General features: G+C 72.7%; 14 protein-coding genes and 1 pseudogene. 12 read left to right on the top strand and 3 right to left on the bottom strand.

From position 1 onward, the window contains the following. Positions 1–265: 265 nt before the first annotated feature. Positions 266–2,359 (top strand): elongation factor G, encoded by a 2,094-nt coding sequence (gene fusA / locus ACGFT2_RS05530; protein WP_393273731.1) that lies wholly within the window; start codon positions 266–268, stop codon positions 2,357–2,359. 367 nt (positions 2,360–2,726) lie between these two features. On the opposite strand, the gene ACGFT2_RS05525 is transcribed toward fusA, so the two are convergent. After that, positions 2,727–4,253: an ROK family protein gene (locus ACGFT2_RS05525; protein WP_393273729.1), complete on the bottom strand. Its 1,527-nt coding sequence runs from the start codon at positions 4,251–4,253 to the stop codon at positions 2,727–2,729. Positions 4,254–4,449: 196 nt separating this feature from the next. On the opposite strand from ACGFT2_RS05525, the gene ACGFT2_RS05520 reads away from it, so the two are divergent. The 6 genes from ACGFT2_RS05520 to ACGFT2_RS05495 all read left to right on the top strand — a co-directional run bounded on the left by ACGFT2_RS05520 (position 4,450) and on the right by ACGFT2_RS05495 (position 13,451). Beyond that, entirely contained in the window at positions 4,450–5,766 is a 1,317-nt protein-coding gene (locus tag ACGFT2_RS05520; RefSeq protein WP_393273727.1) for an ABC transporter substrate-binding protein, read from the top strand. An 8-nt stretch (positions 5,767–5,774) separates the two neighbouring features. After that, positions 5,775–6,761: a carbohydrate ABC transporter permease gene (locus ACGFT2_RS05515; protein ID WP_393273725.1), complete on the top strand. Its 987-nt coding sequence runs from the start codon at positions 5,775–5,777 to the stop codon at positions 6,759–6,761. Next, complete coding sequence (locus ACGFT2_RS05510) at positions 6,754–7,614, top strand: carbohydrate ABC transporter permease (RefSeq protein ID WP_393273723.1); 861 nt, start codon at positions 6,754–6,756, stop codon at positions 7,612–7,614. Before ACGFT2_RS05515 ends, ACGFT2_RS05510 begins: the two co-directional genes overlap by 8 nt. Positions 7,615–7,643: 29 nt before the next feature. Continuing rightward, positions 7,644–9,008 (top strand): GH1 family beta-glucosidase, encoded by a 1,365-nt coding sequence (locus ACGFT2_RS05505; protein WP_393273721.1) that lies wholly within the window; start codon positions 7,644–7,646, stop codon positions 9,006–9,008. A 403-nt stretch (positions 9,009–9,411) separates the two neighbouring features. Then, a complete protein-coding gene (locus ACGFT2_RS05500) occupies positions 9,412–11,286 on the top strand; it encodes a discoidin domain-containing protein (protein ID WP_393273719.1) in 1,875 nt (624 codons plus the stop codon). Positions 11,287–11,564: 278 nt separating this feature from the next. Then, positions 11,565–13,451 carry a DNA/RNA helicase domain-containing protein gene (locus tag ACGFT2_RS05495; protein ID WP_393273902.1) on the top strand — a complete coding sequence of 629 codons (1,887 nt, stop codon included), beginning with the start codon at positions 11,565–11,567 and terminating at the stop codon, positions 13,449–13,451. A 252-nt stretch (positions 13,452–13,703) separates the two neighbouring features. On the opposite strand, the gene ACGFT2_RS05490 is transcribed toward ACGFT2_RS05495, so the two are convergent. Then, positions 13,704–14,465: a CDP-alcohol phosphatidyltransferase family protein gene (locus tag ACGFT2_RS05490; RefSeq protein ID WP_393273717.1), complete on the bottom strand. Its 762-nt coding sequence runs from the start codon at positions 14,463–14,465 to the stop codon at positions 13,704–13,706. A gap of 107 nt (positions 14,466–14,572) precedes the next feature. Here ACGFT2_RS05490 and ACGFT2_RS05485 point away from each other — a divergent pair, with 107 nt between their 5' ends. The 5 genes from ACGFT2_RS05485 (at position 14,573) to ACGFT2_RS05465 (ending at position 20,155) form a co-directional block, all read left to right on the top strand. Then, entirely contained in the window at positions 14,573–15,562 is a 990-nt protein-coding gene (locus tag ACGFT2_RS05485) for a zinc-binding alcohol dehydrogenase (protein ID WP_393273715.1), read from the top strand. Positions 15,563–15,673: 111 nt separating this feature from the next. Further along, entirely contained in the window at positions 15,674–16,072 is a 399-nt protein-coding gene (locus ACGFT2_RS05480; protein WP_393273713.1) for a 6-pyruvoyl tetrahydropterin synthase family protein, read from the top strand. 281 nt (positions 16,073–16,353) lie between these two features. After that, the gene (locus tag ACGFT2_RS05475; RefSeq protein ID WP_393273711.1) at positions 16,354–17,541 is read left to right on the top strand and encodes a glycosyltransferase family 4 protein; all 1,188 of its coding nucleotides are present in this window, start codon (positions 16,354–16,356) and stop codon (positions 17,539–17,541) included. A 197-nt stretch (positions 17,542–17,738) separates the two neighbouring features. After that, positions 17,739–18,686: a trans-aconitate methyltransferase gene (locus tag ACGFT2_RS05470; RefSeq protein ID WP_393273900.1), complete on the top strand. Its 948-nt coding sequence runs from the start codon at positions 17,739–17,741 to the stop codon at positions 18,684–18,686. Between the two features lie 182 nt (positions 18,687–18,868). Then, positions 18,869–20,155 carry a YbhN family protein gene (locus ACGFT2_RS05465; RefSeq protein ID WP_393273898.1) on the top strand — a complete coding sequence of 429 codons (1,287 nt, stop codon included), beginning with the start codon at positions 18,869–18,871 and terminating at the stop codon, positions 20,153–20,155. On the opposite strand, the pseudogene ACGFT2_RS05460 reads toward ACGFT2_RS05465, so the two are convergent. After that, positions 20,041–20,790 (bottom strand): annotated as a pseudogene (locus tag ACGFT2_RS05460) (creatininase family protein); the annotation flags it as partial. The gene ACGFT2_RS05465 and the pseudogene ACGFT2_RS05460 sit on opposite strands and share 115 nt — an antisense overlap. Positions 20,791–20,804: the final 14 nt, after the last annotated feature.

Below are 20,804 nucleotides of genomic sequence, written 5' to 3'. Positions count from 1 at the left end.
GATCAGGTGTGTGAGGACCGAGGGGAGCCGGCCGTGTGTGACCGTACCGCCGTCGTCGTTCCCCCGTCGCGGACCGACGTGATCCTGGTGTCCTCGTCCGTCCGGTGCCCGCTGCGCGGCCGGTACCGGATGCCCGTGACGCCCCGCTGACACCCTTGCGGCCCGACCGGCTCGAGCCCGGCCGGCGCCGCAGCCCTGGGTCCGACGGGCGTACGGGGAATCGCGCCGCCCTTTTCAGGACCACTCTCCGAAAGGCCACAGGGCCGTGCGCACCAACCTCACCGACCCCGCCGCACTTACCACCGTCCGCAATCTCGGCATCCTCGCCCACGTCGACGCGGGCAAGACCACCGTCACCGAGCGGATCCTGTACGCGACCGGCACCACCCACAAGCGCGGCGAGGTACACGACGGCACCACCGTCACCGACTTCGACCCGCAGGAACGCGACCGCGGCATCACGATCTTCGCCGCAGCCGTGAGCTGTGCCTGGGACGGCCACCGCGTCAACCTCATCGACACCCCCGGCCACGTCGACTTCGCCGACGAGGTCGAGCGTTCGCTGCGCGTTCTCGACGGGGCGATCGCCGTGTTCGACGCCGTCGCCGGGGTCGAACCGCAGAGCGAGTCGGTGTGGCGGCAGGCCGACCGGCACGGCGTACCGAGGATCGCGTTCGTCAACAAGCTGGACCGCGCGGGCGCCGACCTCGACCGGGCCGTCGAGTCCATCCGGGACCGGCTGCATCCGGCCCCGCTCGTCGTCCAGTTGCCGATCGGCGCGGAGGACGACTTCAGGGGAGTCGTCGATCTCGTACGGATGCGCTCCCTGGTCTGGGCGCGCGGTGAGGGTACGGGCGGGGACGGTACGGCCATGGTGGCGCCTGTCCCCGAGACACTGCGGGAGGAGGCGGTACGGCGGCGCCGGGCACTGGAGGAGGCGGTGGCGGAACTGCATCCGGCGGCGCTGGAGGAGTTCTGCGACCGCCGGACGCTCAGCGCCGAGACGCTCGCCGCCGCCCTGCGCGACCTCACCCGCAGCGGGGAGGGCGTCGTCGTCCTGTGCGGCTCCGCCTACCGCAACCGCGGCATCGAACCGTTGCTGGACGCTGTGGTGGCCTACCTGCCCTCGCCGCTCGACGTGCCCGCCGTACGCGGGGTCCACCAGGACGCCGAGCAGACGCGGGACGCCGACCCCGAAGCGCCCTTCGCGGGGCTCGTGTTCAAGGTGAACGCGGGTACCACCGGACGGCTGACCTATGTGCGCGTCTACTCCGGCACGATCGAGAAGGGGGAAACCGTGTGGGACCCGGGCACCGGGCGCACCGAGCGCGTGGCGCGGATCCTGCGCGTCATGGCGGACCGGCACGCCGGGCTCGACCGGGCGGTCGCCGGTGACATCGTCGCGTTCGCGGGCGTGAAGGGGGCCCGCGCCGGTTCCACGCTGTGCGATCCCGGCGCTCCGCTGCTCCTGGAGCCGCCGGCGGTCGCCGAGCCCGTGGTGTCCGTGGCGGTCGAGGCGCGACGCGGCACGGACACCGGCCGGCTCGCGACGGCACTGGCGAGACTCGCCGAGGAGGACCCCTCGCTGGTCGTGCGCACCGACTCAGAGACCGGGCAGACCGTGCTGTCCGGCATGGGGGAACTCCACCTGGAGGTCGCGGTGGAGAAGATCCGCCGTGACGGGGGGCCGGAGGTGACCGTGGGCCGGCCGAGGGTCTCCTACCGCGAGACGGTCGTCGGCGCGGTGCGGGGGTTCGTGTACCGGCACGTCAAACAGGACGGCGGGGCCGGGCAGTTCGCCCATGTCGTGCTCGACGTGGAACCGCTCGACGGCGAAGTGGGCGCCACCGGCTTCGAGTTCCGTTCCGTCGTGATCGGCGGGCGGGTGCCGCAGGAGTACGTGCGTGCGGTCGAGGCCGGCTGCCGGGACGCCCTCGCCGAGGGTCCGCTCGCCGGGCACCCCGTCACCGGAGTGCGGGTCACACTCACCGACGGCTCCACGCACGTGAAGGACTCCTCCGACACGGCCTTCCGCACGGCGGGCCGGCTGGGTCTTCGCGCGGCGCTGCGTGCCTGCGCGACGGCACTGCTGGAACCGGTCGCCGACGCCACGGTCACGGTGCCCGAGGACGCGGTCGGCGGAGTCCTCGGGGACCTGGCCGCCCGGCGCGGGCGCATCGGCGGCTCCGAGAGCCACGGCGGCGTGGTCGCGGTGAGCGCGACCGTGCCGCTGGCGGAGCTGTTCGGCTACGCGACCCGGTTGCGCAGCCGCACCCAGGGCCGGGGCACCTTCACGATCCGCCCCGCCGGTTACGCACCGGCACCGGCGTCGACGACGGCACCGGCACCGGCCCGCTGAGCCGGGTGTGACGTCCGCGTCGCGAGGGCGGTGCCGGCCCGCTGACGGGGTGTGACGTCCGCCTCGCGGGCCGAACGGCATGGGCGCCGGCCCGCCGAGCAGGGCGTCGCGTCCTCGTCAGCGCCGGCGTCGCGAAGGTCCGCGCCACGAGCCGCAGGTTCGTGGCGCGGACCGCCGGGCCCCTTTCCCCGCCCCTCGGGGCCGTGGGCCCCAGACCTCGGTCGCCCCACCCACTCACCCTCACCGCCCCGCCATGCCGATTGCCCGATCACCGTGCCCCGCCATGCCGGTCGCCCGATCACCGTGCCCCTCCTGCCGGTCGCCCGCCCCACTGCCCTCTCGTCGGCCGCCCCACCACCGTTCCGCCTCAAGCCAGCCGTCCCTCCACCGCCGCCCGCCACGCGGGGGAGCGCGGGGGGCCGGGGGCCGGGTGTGGGCGGCGGCCGCCCGTTGCGAAGAACGCCGCGAGCGGAAGGACCGCCGCACCCACCGTCACCGCGTCCGGGCCGAGCAGGCCCAACTCGACGCCGACCCTCGACGCGGGGTGGCGCAGTGCCTGGGCGAGGGCGTGGCCGCGGACCCGGTCCAGGAAGCCGCCGCCGAGCTGCAGGCCGGCCCAGCCGCCGATCAGAACCCGTTCCGGCTGGAAGAGGTTGATCAGGTCGGACAGGCCGGCGCCGAGATAGACGGCGGTCTCGGCGAGAACGGCCGCGGCCACGGGGTCGGGCGCACCGTCGCCGACGGGGCGGGCCGCGGCGAGCAGTTCGGTCAGCGCCCGTTCCTCACCCGCCCCGGCCGAGGGCCGCCCACCCGCTTCGCGCCAGCGCGCCACGAGCGCCTCCGCGCCCGCGTACGCCTCCAGGCACCCCCGCGCCCCGCACCGGCACCTCCGCCCCCCGACCCGTACGGTCAGGTGCCCCCACTCCACCGCCCGGCCCTGCGCCGCCTCCTCGGTGACCACACAGGCACCCACCCCCGAACCGAACAGCACCACCACGGCGTTGCGTGCCCCTCGCCCCGCGCCGAACCACATCTCCGCCTGGCCCAGCGCCTTGGCACCGTTGTCGATGAAGTACGGCAGGTGCGGCGGGAGCCCGACGGCCGTGCGGAGCAGTCGTTCCAGCGGGACCGCGTCCCAGCCGATGGTCTGCCCGTGGACGACGGCCCCGTGTTCACCGCCGCCCTCGACGATGCCGGGTACGCCGACACCGACGCCGAGCAGATCGGCGTGAGCGGGACCGGCCTCTCCGGGACCGGCTACCCCCGGACCCCGACCGGCCTCCCCGCGACCGGCTACCCCCGGACCCCGACCGGCCTCTCCGGGACCGGCTGCCCCCGGACCCCGACCGGCCTCTCCGGGACCGGCTGCCCCCGGACCCCGACCGGCCTCCCCGCGACCGGCTGCCCCCGGACCCCGACCGGCTGCCCCCGGACCCCGACCGGCCGCCCCCTGGCCCGGACCCGCCGCCCCCGGACCGGCCTTCCGCAGCACCTCCGCGACACCGTCGGCGACATGTCCGACGACGGCGTCGACGTCGTATCCCCGCGGCCCCAACGGCCGTTCCGTCCGCGCGATTTCACCCATGCCCAGGTCGAACAGCTCCACCCGCACCCGGGTCTCTCCGATGTCCACCCCGATCAGCCGTCCGCTGTCCCGGCGGACCCGCAGCAGCCGGCGCGGCCTGCCGACGTCCGCGCCGATCACGCCCGCCTCCTCCACCAGGCCGTCGGCGAGGAGTTCGGCCACGACGTTGCTGACGGATCCCGAGCTCAGACCGGTCGCCGGGCCCAGTGCGTGCCGGCTCATCGGCCCATCGACATACAACCGTTGCAGAACGGCGCTCCGGCTCTCCCGCCGCAGGTCACGCACTGTGCGGCCGCTCAGCCCTGCCACCTGGCCTCCCAGATTTCCGCGGTTTTCCGGTCCCCTGGACCGTTTACCGCTGCCGGATCACTTGACGTTCGTTTCTCCTGAGGTTTAACTCACGTCCTAAATTAAGCCATGAGGGGGCTTCGCGAACCGAACGGGGTGTCGGCTCGTGCGAGTGGCCCTCCAGGTTCTCGACTCCCGGAAAGGGACACCAGGAGCCATGCGCAGCATCCGAGCCGCGGCCGTAGGCGCCGTGACCATGTCTCTCGCCCTCGCGGCCACGGCCTGCGGAGGGGGTTCGTCCAGCGGCAGCGGGTCCGGCGACTCGCCGAAGACGCTGACCTACTGGGCGTCCAACCAGGGCGCCAGCATCGCGATCGACAAGCAGGTCCTCCAGCCCGAACTCGACAAGTTCGAGAAGCAGAGCGGCATCAAGGTGAAGCTGGAGGTCGTGCCCTGGTCCGACCTGCTCAACCGCATCCTCACGGCGACCACCTCCGGTCAGGGCCCGGACGTGCTGAACATCGGCAACACCTGGAGCGCCTCGCTGCAGGCGACCGGTGCGCTGCAGGCGTGGGACGCGAAGAACTTCGCGAAGATCGGTGGCAAGGACCGGTTCGTGGATTCCGCGCTCGGCTCCACCGGCTCCGAGGGCAAGGATCCGGCGGCGATACCGCTGTACTCGATGTCCTACGCGCTCTACTACAACAAGAAGATCTTCGCCGACGCCGGCATCACCAAGCCGCCCACCACCTGGGACGAACTCGTCGCCGACGGCAAGAAGATCAAGGCCAAGGGCAAGTCCGTGCTCGGCGCCGAGGGCGCGAACGTGTCGGAGAACATCCACCACGTCTTCGTCTTCGCCAAGCAGCACGACGCCGACTTCTTCACCGCCGACGGCAAGCCCGACTTCACCAACCCCAAGGTGGTGGACGCGGTCAAGCAGTACGTCGACCTGATGGCCAAGGACAAGGTCGTCCCGGTCAACGACGCCGAGTACGCGCAGAACCAGTCCGTCAGCGACTTCGCCAAGGGCAAGCAGGCCATGCTGCTGTGGCAGTCCGCCGCGGCCAACCTCAAGTCCCAGGGCATGAGCGAGGACGACTACGGCGTCGCCCCGGTGCCCGTGCAGTCCGGCACCCCCGGCACCGGCGCCCAGACCAACTCGATGGTCGCCGGCATCAACATCGCCGTCTTCAAGAACAGCCACAACCTCGACGGCGCCACGCGGTTCGTGAAGTTCATGACCAGCGACGAGGAACAGAAGATCCTCAACAAGGCGTACACCTCGATCCCGCCGGTCAAGGCCGCGCAGAGCGACGCCGCGTTCAACGCGCCCGCCACCTCCGTGCTGAAGAACACCCTCGCCACCAGTGCGGCCGCGCTGCCACAGGTGGCCGCCGAGTCGCAGTTCGAGACGGCGGTCGGCACGGCGGTCAAGGACCTGTTCGCCGACGCCGCCGCCGGCCGCGCGGTGACCACCGGCTCCGTCAAGGCGAAGCTGGAGAAGGCCCAGCAGCAGATGCCGAAGGCGTGAGCGGGCCCATGACCACCACCGCTCTCAAGGAGCCGGTGCGCGAGACGTCCCCCGGTGCGGCGCGCGGATCCCGCCGCCGCACCGGGCGGATCCGCCGCATCGGGCTGCCCTATCTGCTGCTCCTGCCCGCCCTGCTCCTCGAACTCCTCGTCCACCTGGTGCCGATGGTCATCGGCATCGTGATGAGCTTCAAGGAACTCACCCAGTTCTACATCCGCGACTGGGGCACCGCCCCCTGGTCCGGCCTCGGCAACTACAAGATGTCGGTGGACTTCGACGCCCCGGTCGGCGAGGCCCTGCTGCACTCCTTCTTCGTCACCGTCGGCTTCACCCTGCTCTCGGTCGGCCTGTGCTGGCTCATCGGCACGGCCGCCGCGATCTGCATGCAGGACACCTTCCGCGGCCGCGGCCTGCTGCGCGCGCTGTTCCTGGTGCCGTACGCGCTGCCCGTCTACGCGGCCGTGATCACCTGGGTGTTCATGTTCCAGCACGACAACGGCCTGGTGAACCACGTTCTGCACGACCAGCTGCACCTCACCGGCAAGCCCTCCTTCTGGCTCATCGGCGACAACAGCTTCTACGCCCTGCTGACCGTGTCGGTGTGGAAGGGCTGGCCGTTCGCCTTCCTCATCGTGATGGCCGGACTGCAGAACATCCCGAAGGAGCTGTACGAGGCGGCCGCGCTGGACGGCGCCGGGGTGTGGCAGCAGATCCGCCGCATCACCCTGCCGTCGCTGCGCCCCGTCAACCAGGTCCTGGTCCTGGTGCTGTTCCTGTGGACGTTCAACGACTTCAACACCCCGTACGTGCTGTTCGGCAAGGCCGCCCCGGAGGCCGCAGACCTCATCTCGGTCCACATCTACCAGGCCTCCTTCGTCACCTGGAACTTCGGCACCGGCTCGGCCATGTCCGTGCTGCTGCTGCTCTTCCTGCTGGTCGTGACCGGCGTCTACCTGCTGCTCACCTCGCGCGGACGGAGGGCCGCCGATGTCTAGCCCCCACTCGCCCCTGGCGCCGCCCCGCTCGTTCCAGTGGTCGCGGCGGATCTTCCTGACCCTGCTCACCGGGTTCGTGCTCACTCCGGTGTACGTGATGGTCTCCAGCTCGCTGAAGCCGCTCGCGGACGTCACCGGCAAGTTCCGCTGGCTGCCCAGCGGCCTGACCATCCGGCCGTACATCGACATCTGGTCGACGGTCCCGCTCGCCGAGTACTTCGTGAACTCGCTGATCGTGGCCGGTGCGGCGACCGTCTGCTCGGTCGTCATCGCCGTGTTCGCCGCGTACGCGGTCAGCCGCTACGAGTTCCGCGGCAAACGCGTGTTCACGGTGACCGTGCTGTCGACCCAGATGTTCCCGGGCATCCTGTTCCTGCTGCCCCTGTTCCTCCTCTACGTCAACATCGGCGACGCCACCGGGATCGCCCTGTTCGGCTCCCGCGGCGGACTGATTTTGACGTACCTGACCTTCTCGCTGCCGTTCTCCATCTGGATGCTCATCGGGTACTTCGACTCGGTGCCGCGCGATCTGGACGAGGCGGCGCTGGTGGACGGCTGCGGTCCGCTCGGGGCGCTGCTGCGGGTCGTCGTACCGGCCGCGATCCCCGGCATCGTCGCGGTCGCCGTCTACGCCTTCATGACGGCGTGGGGAGAAGTGCTCTTCGCCTCCGTGATGACCAACGACGCCACCCGCACCCTCGCCGTCGGCCTGCAGGGCTACTCCACCCTCAACGACGTCTACTGGAACCAGATCATGGCCGCCTCGCTCGTCGTGAGCGTGCCCGTGGTCGCGGGCTTCCTGCTGCTGCAGCGCTATCTCGTCACCGGTCTGACGGCGGGCGCCGTCAAGTGAACGACATCCCGCACTCCGAAGGGACTTCCGTGTCCGAACGCATCGACCTCGCCGCACTCCCGCACGACTTCCTGTGGGGCACGGCCACCGCGGCCTACCAGATCGAGGGGGCCGTCGCCGAGGACGGCCGTACGCCCTCGATCTGGGACACCTTCTCCCACACCCCCGGGAAGATCGCGAACGACGACAACGGCGACGTCGCCTGCGACCACTACCACCGCTGGCGCGAGGACATCGGCCTGATGCGGCGACTGGGCGTCAACGCCTACCGGTTGTCGGTGGCCTGGCCCCGCGTGGTCCCCGGCGGTACCGGCCCGGTGAACCCCAAGGGACTCGCCTTCTACGACGAGTTGGTGGACGCCCTGCTGGAGGCGGAGATCACCCCGTCCGTCACCCTCTACCACTGGGACCTGCCCCAGGTGGTGCAGGACCGCGGCGGCTGGCCCGAACGGGACACCGCCCTCGCGTTCGCCGAGTACGCCTCGGCCGTCGCCGCCCGTCTCGGCGACCGCGTCAAGCTCTGGGCGACCCTCAACGAGCCCTCCTGCTCCGCCTGGATCGGCCACCTGGAGGGCAAGATGGCCCCCGGCCGGACCGATCTGACCGCCGCCGTACGCACCTCCTACCATCTGCTCCTCGGTCACGGCCTGGCCACGCGGGCGATCCGTGCCGCCGTCCCCGACGCCCAGGTGGGCATCGTGAACAACCTCTCCACCGTGCACGCGGCCACCGACCGCCCCGAGGACCTCGCGGCGGCCCGCCGGCACGACGGCCACGTCAACCGCTGGTGGCTCGACCCGGTGCACGGCCGCGGCTTCCCCGTCGACATGCGTGAGGTCTACGGCGTCGAACTCCCCGAGCAGCCGGGCGACCTGGAGACGATCGCGGCCCCACTGGACTGGCTGGGCCTGAACTACTACTTCCCGGCGTACGTCGCCGACGACCCCGGCGGCACCGCGCCGTACGTCCGTTCGGTCCGCCGGGAGGGAGTCGCGCGCACCGGCATGGACTGGGAGATCGACGCGTCCGGCATCGAGGACCTGCTGCTCCGGCTCACCGAGGAGTACGGCGCCCGGAAGATCTACGTCACCGAGAACGGCTCCGCCTACCCGGACGTGGTCCGCCCCGACGGCAGTGTCGACGATCCCGAACGGCAGGACTACCTGGAGCGACACCTCGCCGCCTGCGCCTCGGCCGCCGCCAAGGGCGCCCCCCTGGCCGGCTACTTCGCCTGGTCCCTGCTGGACAACTTCGAGTGGGCGTACGGCTACGACAAGCGCTTCGGCCTGGTCCACGTCGACTACCGCACCCAGGCGCGCACGATCAAGGGCAGCGGACACCGGTACGCGGACATCGTCCGAGTCCACCGCGGCCAGACCCGCCGAGCCGCCTGAGCCGGCCACCGACCGCCGGACCACGGAGGGCCGGCGCCGCGTGGCCGCCGGCCACCGCGGCAAGTCCGCCGGGACACGGGGCCCTGCGGCAAGTCCGCCGGGACACGGGGCCCTGCGGCAAGTCCGCCGGGACACGGGGCCCTGCGGCAGTCCCCCGGGCACGGGGCCCTGTAGCACTCCGCCGGGCCCCCTGGGCTCGGCGTCCATCCGCCGGGCCACCGCGGCCCGGCCAGGCACTCCGGGCCACCGCGGCCCGGCCAAGCACTCCGGGCCGCCTGAGCCGGTCCGGAACCGCCGGTGGGCACGGGCGGGGAGCCCGCGCCCACCGGCCCCACACCCTCTCCGTGCTGTCATGCACGCGACATAGATCAGGAAGTGCACCTCCACCCACAAGGAGAGCCGCATGCGTACGCGCACCTCCCGCACCCTGCTCGCCGCCCTGGCCGCCACGGCCCTGCTGTGCTCCGGTCCGCTCCTGGCCGCCCCCGCCTCCGCGGCCCCCACCGCCGTCGCCTGGGACACCGACCGCGCGGCCGCCTCCTACGCGGTGAACCCGGCCGGCGTCACCGCCTCCGGCAGCGAGAACGCCGGCACCGCCGCCGGCCTGGCCTTCGACGGCAACGGCGCCACCCGCTGGTCCAGCAACTTCGCCGACGACGCCTGGATCCGCGTCGACCTCGGCTCCGTGATCCGCGTCGACCGGGTCGTCCTCGACTGGGAGGCCGCCTACGGAAAGCGCTACGTCCTCGAGGTCTCGAAGAACGGCACCGACTGGACCCCCTTCTACACCGAGACCGCGGGCACCGGCGGCTCGGTCACCGCACACACCTACCCGCAGGAGGCCACCGGCCGCTACGTCCGCCTGCGCGGCCAGGAACGGGCCACTCCCTACGGCTATTCACTCTGGAACTTCAAGATCTACGGCGGCGAACCGGCCCCGGCGTCGACGACCCGCACCAACCTGGCCCTCAACCACCCCGCTTACGCCGGCTACTACCAGGACGCGGGCCACTCACCGGCGTTCCTGACCGACGGCGGCTGGCCGGCCGACCTCAGGGGCGATGCCAGCCGCTGGTCGAGCGACTGGAACACGGACCGGTGGGTGTCGGTCGACCTGGGCGCCCGCTCGACGATCGACACGGTCGACCTGTACTGGGAGTCGGCCTACGCCGTCGACTACCTCGTCCAGGTGTCCGACGACAACCGCACCTGGCGCACGGTCTACGAGCCGTCCGCGGCGGACGTGGCCGCTCGCCGCGCGAACGTGAAGGCTCCGGCCGACGCGGCCGGCCTGCACGACACCGTCAGGCTGCCGTCGCCCGCGACCGGCCGCTACGTCCGCATGCTCGGCAAGGAACGCCGCTCCTTCTACAACCCGGCCCCCGCCACCGCCCAGTTCGGCTACTCCCTCTACGAGTTCCAGGTCTGGGGCACCGGCGGCACCGCCTCCGCCGCCTACCCGTCCCTGCCCGCGGACCAGCCGGGCGCCTACCGCACCACGTTCTTCGACGACTTCACCGGGGCCGCGCTCGACCGCTCCAAGTGGCGGGTCGTACGCACCGGCACGGAGATGGGACCGGTCAACGGCGAGTCGCAGGCCTACGTCGACTCCCCGGACAACATCAGCACCCAGAACGGCAGCCTGCTCCTGAAGGCGAAGTACTGCAAGGGCTGCACGCAGGCGGGTGGTGGCCGGTACGACTTCACGTCGGGCCGCATCGACACCAGTACCCACTTCGACTTCACCTACGGCAAGGTCAGCGCCCGCATGAAGCTGCCGGTCGGCGACGGCTTCTGGCCCGCCTTCTGGCTGCTGGGCGGCAACGTCGACGACCCGTCCGTGTCCTGGCCCGCGTCCGGCGAGACCGACATCATGGAGAACATCGGCTACGGCGACTGGACCAGCTCGGCCCTGCACGGCCCCGGCTACTCGGCGGACGGCAACATAGGCGCCCGCCAGACATACGCCGGCGGCGGCACCGCCGACCAGTGGCACACGTACGCCGTCGAATGGACCCCGACGGCGATGCGCTTCTACGTCGACGACCGCCTGGTCCAGGAGACGACCCGCAACAAGCTCGAGTCCACCCGCGGCCAGTGGGTCTACGACCACGACCAGTACGTCATCCTCAACCTCGCCCTGGGCGGCGCCTACCCGGCCGGCTGGAACAAGGTCACCACGCCCTACTGGGGCCTGCCCCAGTCGAGCGTGGACAGGATCGCGGGCGGGGGAGTACAGGCGGAGGTGGACTGGGTGCGGGTGGAACAGAAGGGGTGAACAGCGGCCGTGGGCCCCGTCGCCGGGTCCCACGGCAGGTCACGGAACGGCCCCCGGCCCCCTCCCGGCATCCGAACAACGCCTCCGCCGCCCCGACCCCGGCGGCTCCCGCGACCCGCCCAGAAAGTCACGCAACCTGCCCTTCCCTCCCGACGTCGTCCCGGTAGGCTTGATCACATCGTCATAGCGGCCCGACGGGCTTCCGCTCCGCCTCGGCGGGGTCTCGAAGGACACGCCCCCACCCGCACGAGTCACTTCGTGCTGCCTGGGGGATGTCTTTGCTGTTCCGCGAGTCCGCGAAAACGATCGCCGCGCGAGCGCTCGACAGTTCGCTCTACCTCCACCTCACCGAGCAGTTCGTCCACATGCACGGCTACCGGCCCGGCAACGCGGAGGCCCGCTCGTGGGAGCGGAGTATCCCCGCGCTGGCTGCCGCACTCAACGACGCGGGCCTCGGCGACGTCGAGGTCATGCTGGAATACGCCCTTCCGCTGAACAGCAAGAGGGCCGACGCCGTTCTCGCCGGAGTGCACCCGGTCACGGGCGAACCGTCATACGTCGTCGTGGAGCTGAAACAGTGGAGCCAGGCGGAGCCGGACGAGGACGATCCCGCCCTGTGCCGCATCGATGCCTACGCCCACCCGGTCCTCAACCCCATTGAGCAGGTACGGCGGTACTGCGAGTACCTCGTCAACTTCAACGGCGCGGTGGCCGAGCACCCGGACCGGGTCAGCGGCGTCGCGTTTCTGCACAACGCCACGGAGTTCGGTGTGGGCGGTCTGCGGGCGGTCGAACTCGACGGCCGGAGCCTGCTGTTCACCGGCGAGCGGCGCGGTGAGTTCATCGACCACCTCCGCACCAGGCTCAGCGACAAGGTACCCGGCGCTCGCGCGGCCGACGAGCTGCAGGCGGGCAGGACGGTGCCGTCGAGGCAGTTGATGGCGGTCGCGGCCCAGGAGGTGCGCGAGCGCGAGCAGTTCGTCCTCCTGGACGAGCAGCAGGTTGCCTACCGTATGGTCCTCAACGCTGTTCGCAAGGCCAAGCGGTCCGATCACAAGGAGATCGTGGTCGTCACGGGCGGGCCTGGGACGGGCAAGAGCGTCATCGCGCTGTCCCTGCTCGGCGAGCTCTTCCGGCAGGGTCTCCCGGCCCTGCACGCCACCGGATCGCAGTCGTTCACGAAGACGATGCGCAAGGTCGCGGGCACGCGCAGGCGCGACGTCCAGGACCTCTTCAAGTACTTCAACAGTTTCATGACGACCGAGAAGAACTCCCTCGACGTGCTGATCTGCGACGAGGCCCACCGCATCCGTGAGACCTCCGCCAACCGCTTCACCTCGGCGGCCCGTCGCACGGGCAAGCGGCAGATCGACGAACTCATCGACGTCGCCCGCGTCCCTGTCTTCCTGCTCGACGAACACCAGGTGGTGCGCCCCGGCGAGATGGGCACGGTGGGGGACATCATGGCCGCCGCGGCGGCCAAGGGCCTCGAGTGCAGTGTCGTACCGCTGGAGAGCCAGTTCCGTTGCGGTGGCAGTGACGGGTATCTGCGCTGGGTGGTACGCCTCCTCGGTCTGGACCCCGGCGGGCCGGTCGTCTGGGAACCCGACGACCGAATGCGGCTGCTGGTCGCCGACAGCCCGGCGGAGATGGAGGCCTTCCTCGAAGCCCGTCGTGCCCAGGGCTACGGCGCCCGGATGTCCGCCGGTTACTGCTGGCCCTGGTCCCCGGAGCCCAAGCCCGGTCATCCGCTCCCCGCCGACGTGGTCATCGGTGACTGGGCCCGCCCCTGGAACCTCCGGGGTGAACGCTCCGTCTCGGGCGCGCCGCCGTCCGCCCTGTGGGCCACCGACCCGGCCGGCTTCGGCCAGGTCGGGTGCGTCTACACCGCTCAGGGGTTCGAGTACGACTGGTCCGGCGTGATCATCGGTCCCGACCTGGTCTGGCGCGGCGACCGCTGGATCACGGACCGCACGCAGTCCAAGGACCCGGTCTTCAGCAAGTCGACCTCCGACGCCGACGTCGACCGCCTGATCCGGAACACGTACAAGGTGCTGCTGACCCGCGGCATGGTCGGCACGATCGTGTACTCCACGGACCCGCGAACGCGGGAGAAGCTGCGGGAGCTGGCCGGCGGAGCGGCAAGGGAGGCCGTGCGGGCCTGACGTAAGGGCCGGCAGTCGTCCGTGTGGCCGGGACGGCACCGTCGGACCATCCAACGCAGGACGGCCCCGGCCGCAGGGTGCCGTCGCACCCGCTTCGGTGCCGACGCGCCTTGGTGGGCCTGGGCCGGGTCCACAGCTGCGACGCCGGCCTCACCGCACCGCCGGTCGGTCACGAGCCCCGCGCATCGTCCCCCCGGCTGCTGGGCCCGCGGACCTCGAAGGGGTCCGCGCGGTGCTCGGTGAACCGGCCGCTCAGCGCGCCGCCAGCTCCAGCACCCTCGGCTCGGCCGGTGCGGGCGCCGGGACGCGGGAGTTGAGCCACAGCCAGCGCACATCGCGGCCGAACGACCACGTCAGCGAAGTCAGCGCCGACAGCACGATGCCGAGGTTCACCGGCTGAGGCAGCAGCCCGGAGCCCGCCACCAGCAGGCAGACGCCCTGGATCGCGGCGACGGTCTTACGGGCGAAGGACGGCGGCAGCGGGGCGTTCAGCCAGGGCGCGACCCGGGCCGCGGCGACGAAGCCGTACCGCATACCGCCGATCAGCAGCACCCAGGGGCCCAGCTCCAGCGACACGTAGACGCTCAGTACCAGGATCAGGAACGCGTCCACCTCCATGTCGAAGCGGGCGCCCAGCGCGGATGAGGTGCCTGTGCGGCGGGCCACCTTGCCGTCCACACCGTCCAGGAGCAGCGCCACGGCGGTCAGGGCGACCAGCAGCGTCACCGGTGGCGTGCTCCGGAAGGAGTCCGCGACCAGCGCGGTCACCCCGCCGACCAGGGTGGCCCGGCCGAGCGTGACCCGGTTCGCGGGCCCGAAGTGGCGGAGGCTGGAGCGGTGCAGGGCGCGGGAGAGCACCGCCCAGGTGGCGAACGCGAAGGCGAGCCCCGTCAGCCAGCCGGCCGGCCCCAGGCCGATCGCCGAGCCGAGCAGGGCCAGCAGCAGGATCTGCACGCCCGCTCCCACAGCGGTCTCCTGCTGAAGCCTCGCGTCGTACGTGTTGTTCAGGGCCACCGCTCACCCTCCGGCCGAGTGACAGAGTCGATCAACGCCGCGTACTGTGCGCGGCCTGTGCACTTCTCGGTACGTGAACAACTTCCCGATCGTTCAGGAGGATGCCGATGAACCGGTCGGCCCGCGCGTTCTGGCTGCGCTCACCCGGCCACGGTGAGCTGCGCGACGTCACCCTTGCGGAGCCCGCAGCGGACGAGGTCGTGGTGCGCGCGCTCTACTCCGGGGTCAGCCGCGGCACGGAGACGCTCGTCTTCCGCGGCGGCGTCCCCGACAGCCAGCACGCCGTGATGCGGGCGCCGTTCCAGGAGGGCGACTTCCCCGGCCCCGTCAAGTACGGCTACCTGAACGTCGGCGTGGTCGAGGAAGGACCCACTGGGCTGATCGGCCGTACGGTCTTCTGCCTGTATCCGCACCAGAGCCGTTACGTCGTTCCGGTGAGCGCCGTGACCGTGGTGCCCGAGCGGGTACCCGCGGCCCGGGCCGTGCTGGCCGGCACCGTGGAGACCGCCGTGAACGCCCTGTGGGACGCGGCGCCGCTGATCGGCGACCGGATCGCGGTGGTGGGCGGCGGCATGGTCGGCTGCTCGGTGGCCGCGCTGCTCGCCCGGTTCCCCGGCGTCCGGCTGCAGCTCGTCGACGCCGACCCGGGCCGCGCCGTGACGGCCGAGGCGCTCGGCGTCGACTTCGCCGCGCCGGCGGACGCTCTCGGCGACTGCGACCTCGTCGTACACGCCAGTGCCACCGAGGCCGGCCTCTCCCGCGCCCTGCAACTCCTCGCCCCCGAGGGCACGGTCGTGGAACTGAGCTGGTACGGCGACCGGCACGTCAGCCTGCCGCTGGGCGAGGCCTTCCACTCCCGGCGGCTCGCTCTGCGCGGCAGCCAGGTCGGCACCGTGTCCCCGGCCGCCCGCGCCGGGCGCACCTACGCCGACCGCATGGCCCTCGCCCTCGACCTGCTCGCCGACCCGGCGCTGGACGCGCTGATCACGGGGGAGAGCGGCTTCGAGGAACTCCCGGACGTCATGCCGAAGCTGGCCTCGGGCGAGGTCCCCGCCCTGTGCCACCGGGTGCGGTACGCCGGGACGGGCCTGACCTGAGAAAAGAGTGAGGGAGGGCTGAACACGGGGAAGCGGAGAGCCGTACTACACGGCATCCCCCGGCGGGCAAAGGCCGGGGGACCAGACGCGCCGCACCTGGAGGGTCGTCCGTTGTTCAGCATCACCGTCCGCGATCACATCATGATCGCCCACAGCTTCCGCGGCGAGGTCTTCGGGCCCGCGCAGCGACTGCACGGCGCCACGTTCCTCGTGGACGCCACGTTCCGCCGTGAGCAGCTGGACGAGGACAACATCGTGGTCGACATCGGCCTGGCCACGCAGGAGCTGGGCGCCGTCGTCGCCGAGCTGAACTACCGCAACCTCGACGACGAGGCCGAGTTCGCCGGGATCAACACGTCCACCGAGTTCCTCGCCAAGGTCATCGCCGACCGGCTCGCCGAACGCGTCCACAAGGGCGCCCTCGGCGAGGGCGCCAAGGGCCTGGCGGGGATCACGGTCTCCCTGCACGAGTCGCACATCGCCTGGGCGAGTTACGAGCGTGACCTGTGACCGAGGTGACCGTCGAAAGCGCCGATCGCACCGATCGCGCCGACCGGACTGATCGCACTGATCGCGCCCACCGCAGCGGCACCGATCGCACCGGAGAGCCGTCCGCCCCGGCCGCGGGACCGTTCGCCCCGGCCGTGGCACCGTCCGCCCCGGCCGTGGGGCGTCCGGGCCCGAGCGCGGGTCGTCCCGCCTCGGCCCCGGGTCTCCCCGCCCTGGCCCCGGGGCGGGCCGAGCCGACGGTGAGGCGCGTCGTCCCCGGCCCGGATCACTCCCACCCGACCGTGCCGAACCCGAACACCGTGGAGCGGGCGCGTCTCGGCTACGTGCCCGTGCAGGCCGGTGCCACCGCCGAGAACGCCGGAATCGTCGCCATGTCCCTGCGCACCGTTCACTTCGTCATGCCGGGCGGTGTCGACGACCCGTCGGCGCCCAGCGGCGGCAACGCCTACGACCGCCGGGTCTGTCTGGACCTGCCCGGCTTCGGCTGGCAGGTCACCCGGCACGCCGCGCCCGGTACCTGGCCGCGCCCCGACCGGGCCGCCTGGGACGGCCTCGCCCGCACCCTCCGCGACCTGCCGGACGACGCTGTCGTCCTGCTCGACGGGCTGGTCGCCTGCGGCGTGCCGGAGATCGTCGTCCCGGAGGCCGCACGGCTGCGGCTCGCGGTGCTCGTCCATCTGCCGCTCGGCGACGAGACCGGCCTGGACGCGGCCGTCGCCGCCGATCTCGACGGCCGTGAGCGCGCGGTGCTGCGGGCGGTGCCCGCCGTGATCGCGACCAGCGACTGGGCGGTGCGCCGCCTCGTCTCCCACCACGGACTCGCCCCCGACCGGGTGCACGTCGCGGCGCCCGGGGCCGACATCGCGCCCCTCGCACCCGGCACCGACGGCGTCTCCCGCCTGTTGTGCGTGGCCGCGGTGACCCCGCGCAAGGGCCAGCACCGGCTGGTGGAGGCGCTCGCGACGGTACGGGACCTGCCGTGGACCTGCGAGTGCGTCGGCGGCCTCGGCCACGACCCCGGGTACGTGGCCCATCTGCGCACCCTCATCGAGCGGTACGGCCTCGCCGACCGCCTGCGGCTGACCGGCCCGCGCTCCGGCGCCGACCTGGACGCCGCCTACGCCGCCGCCGACCTGACGGTCCTCACCTCCTACGCCGAGACCTACGGCATGGCGGTGACCGAGGCCCTGGCCCGCGGCATCCCCGTCCTCGCCACCGACGTCGGCGGGCTGCCCGAGGCGGTCGGCCGCGCGCCCGACGGCGGGGTGCCCGGGATCCTGGTCCCGCCGGAGGACCCCGCGGCGCTCGCGGCCGAACTGCGCGGCTGGTTCGGCGAGCCCGACGTGCGCCGTCGGCTGAAGGCCGCCGCCCGTGGCCGGCGCGCCGCGCTCGACGGCTGGGCCACCACCGCGCGCAGCCTGGCCGGAGTCCTCGGACGGCTCCCCGAAACACCGAGGAGGGCGGCATGAGCACCCCGAGGACCGCATCGGCCGGTTCCCCTTCGGCCCGGCCGGGCCCGAGGCCCCCGATCCCGGCGCAGCCCGGGCCGAGCGCGGCGGAGTCCGTGACACACGCCGGGAACGAGCCCCGGGCGGCTCGGACGACCGAGGGCGCCGACGAAGCGGAGACCCGTATGCCGACCGACAGCGTCTCCCCGGAGGACGACATGGGATCCAAGGCGCATGAGGGCGTCGGCAGCGCCCTGGTCGTCGCCGGGGCCGGGCCGGTCGGGCGGGCGGGCGAGCGGGCCACCGTACGGCTGCGGGACGGTGACTCCGAGGAGCCGCCGCGGTACGCGCCCGAGTGGCTCCAGCTGCGGCAGGCCGCCGACGCGACCGCCCGCGCGGAGGAGTTGCTCGACCCCCTGCGCGTCCGGCTGGCCGACCTGCCGGGGCGGACGGGTGGACTGGTCGTGCACGATCTGGGCTGCGGCACCGGGTCGATGGGCCGCTGGCTGGCGCCCCGGCTGGACGGCTCCCAGCACTGGGTCCTGCACGACCGCGACCCCTATCTGCTGCACTTCGCCGCCGTGGCCGCCCCCCGCTCGGCCGCCGACGGCAGCCGCGTGACGGTCGAGACGCGCCGTGGCGACGTGGGCCGGCTGACCCCGGACGCGCTCGCCGGTGCCTCGCTGGTGACCGCGTCCGCGCTGCTCGACGTACTCACTCCGGAGGAGGTCGGCACCCTCGCCGACGCCTGTACCGGTGCCGGCTGCGCCGCGCTGCTCACGCTGTCCGTCGCCGGACGCGTGGAACTGACCCCGGCCGATCCGCTGGACGCCGAGATAGCCGAGGCGTTCAACGCCCATCAGCGCCGTGACGGGCTGCTCGGCCCGGACGCGGTCACCGTGACGTGCGAGGCGTTCGCGGAACGCGGGGCGACGGTACGGGTGCACGCGAGCCCGTGGCTGCTCGGCCCGGACCAGGCCGCCCTGACCGAGCAGTGGCTGCGGGGCTGGGTGGGCGCCGCCGTCGAGCAGCGGCCGGAACTGCGCGAGCGGGCCGATCGCTACCTGCGCGACCGGCTCGCCGCCTGCGCCGCCGGTGAGCTGCGGGCCGTCGTCCACCACAGCGACCTGCTGGCACTGCCCGGGGCGGCTGGAGGAACGTCATGAACGCGCGGGCGGCGACGGCCGACGCGGCCTGCGCGGTACTTCTGCACCCGGCGGCGCCCGCCACCGTGGCGTCACCTCCGGCGTCACCGCCGCCGCCGGATCCGGCGCCGGAGGCCGTGCGCTCGGACATGCCCGGGCCGGTGGACATGCCCGGGCCCTCGGACGTGCCCGGGCCGGTGGACATGCCCGGGCTGGTAGCCGCGCCTGGGCCGTCGGACGTGCCTGGGCCGGTGGATGTGCCCGGGCCGGTGGCCGTTCCTGGGCCGGTGGACGTGCCGCGGCCGGCGGCTGCGCCCGGCCCGGCGCAGGCCACCGCGCCCCGTCGTCTCGGCTCCCGTGCGCTGCGCACCCACTTGGGCACCGCCGCCGGGGTGGTCATCCTCGCCGCGCTGATGTGGCGGCTCGGCACCGGCGCGCTGCTCGACGGGCTCCGGCGCATCGACACCGTGACGGTGCTGGCCGCGCTGGGCATCGGCGTGGTCACCACCGTGTTCAGCGCGTGGCGCTGGCAGTTGGTGGCCCGGGGACTGCGCATCCGGCTGCCGCTGAGGCCCGCCGTCGCCGACTACTACCGGGCGCTGTTCCTGAACGCGGCCCTGCCCGGCGGCATCCTCGGGGATGTGCACCGGGCGGTCCGGCACGGGCAGAGCGCGGGCGATCTCCGGCGCGGGGTGAAGGCGGTCGTGCTGGAGCGGGTCGCCGGTCAGCTCGCGCTGACCGTCGTCGGTGCGACGGTGCTGCTGAGCCTGCCGTCCCCGGTCCGCGCGGACGCCCGCAGCTTCGCCCCGCTGGTGGCCCTCGCGGCCGCCGGCGCGCTGGCCGTCGTCCTCGCCGTCCGTATGAACCGCACACCCGCGCGGCGCGAAGGGGCGCTGCGCACCGCTCTTCGCGAGGCACGGCGGGGCCTGTTCTCCCGCCGGGGCGGCCCGGGCATCGCACTGTCCTCCGCGGTCGTCCTCGCCGGGCACCTCGTGATGTTCGTGGTCGCGGCCCGGGTCGCGGGCTCCGCCGCCTCGGTCGCGGTGCTGTTCCCGCTCGCCGTCCTCGCCCTCGTCGCCATGGGCCTGCCCCTGAACGTCGGCGGCTTCGGCCCCCGCGAGGGCGTCACGGCCTGGGCGTTCGGAGCCGCCGGACTGGGCGCGAGCACCGGCGTCGCCGTGGGCGTGGTCTACGGCGTGCTCAGCCTCGTGGCGAGCCTGCCCGGCGCGGTCGTCCTCGTCGCCCGCAGGCGGGCGGCCCCGGCCGCCGGAGCCGCAGTTGTGCCCCCCGCCCGGATGCCGGCGCCGGAGTCGGGGCCGGCACTCACGGCGGATCCCGGCCGGGCGCCCGCGACGGACTACCCGCGTCCTCCGGACGAGGTGACCAACGCGAAATACGGCTCGAAGGATTCGACGAGGCTCGCCAGCAGTTCCTTCCCCTTTTCCGCCGAACCGAGGGAAGGACGGCCGATGACGCCCGATTCGGTATAGCCGGACATTCCCACGGTGAGCAGATGCCGGCGGTCGTCGGCGATGAAATCGGTGGACTCGTGACCAGGCCGGACGAATTCGGGGTGAGCGTGCAGCAGAATGGACGTCTCGATTTCACCCGCGTGCATGTCGGTGAGCAGCGAGGTCAGTACTCCGGCCCGTTCCCGCGCCGCCTCCCAGTCCTCGGCGGCCGGGAACAGCGCCATCCGCTCCCCGCGCGCGGAGGCCTCCTGGACGACGTTGCCCAGTACGTAGTTGCCGCCGTGCCCGTTCACCACGACGAGTGCCTCCACGCCCGAGCGGCGCAGCGAGGCCGCGATGTCCCGGACCACGGCGTGCAGGGTCACGGAGGAGATGCTGACGGTCCCCGGCCAGGCCGCGTGCTCGTGCGAGCAGGAGACCGTCACCGGAGGAAGGAGGTGCACGGGGTATGCGGCGGCGATCTCCCGTGCCACGGCACAGGCGATCAGCGTGTCGGTCGCCAACGGAAGGCAGGGGCCGTGCTGTTCGAAGCTGCCCACGGGCAGGACGGCGACCTGTGCTGAACCGCCCGCCCCCCGCGCCCGTACGTCTTCTGTGGTGTCCGTCGGCACCACACCGTATGCTGCCGCCGCTCGCGCGCCCGAATCACTCATCTTTTCACGGCCTT

It is taken from the genome of Streptomyces sp. NPDC048514, assembly GCF_043199955.1.
In the GTDB taxonomy this organism is placed as follows: domain Bacteria; phylum Actinomycetota; class Actinomycetes; order Streptomycetales; family Streptomycetaceae; genus Streptomyces.
Note: the sequence above shows the minus strand (reverse complement) of the source record. Positions and strands in the feature narration are given on the sequence as shown.

Coding starts and splice junctions, on each gene's coding strand:
- ACGFT2_RS05520 (WP_393273727.1), top strand. CDS start 4,450: ATGCGCAGCATCCGAGCCGCGGCCGTAGGCGCCGTGACCATGTCTCTC.
- ACGFT2_RS05515 (WP_393273725.1), top strand. CDS start 5,775: ATGACCACCACCGCTCTCAAGGAGCCGGTGCGCGAGACGTCCCCCGGT.
- ACGFT2_RS05510 (WP_393273723.1), top strand. CDS start 6,754: ATGTCTAGCCCCCACTCGCCCCTGGCGCCGCCCCGCTCGTTCCAGTGG.
- ACGFT2_RS05500 (WP_393273719.1), top strand. CDS start 9,412: ATGCGTACGCGCACCTCCCGCACCCTGCTCGCCGCCCTGGCCGCCACG.
- ACGFT2_RS05485 (WP_393273715.1), top strand. CDS start 14,573: ATGAACCGGTCGGCCCGCGCGTTCTGGCTGCGCTCACCCGGCCACGGT.
- ACGFT2_RS05470 (WP_393273900.1), top strand. CDS start 17,739: ATGGGATCCAAGGCGCATGAGGGCGTCGGCAGCGCCCTGGTCGTCGCC.
- ACGFT2_RS05465 (WP_393273898.1), top strand. CDS start 18,869: ATGCCCGGGCTGGTAGCCGCGCCTGGGCCGTCGGACGTGCCTGGGCCG.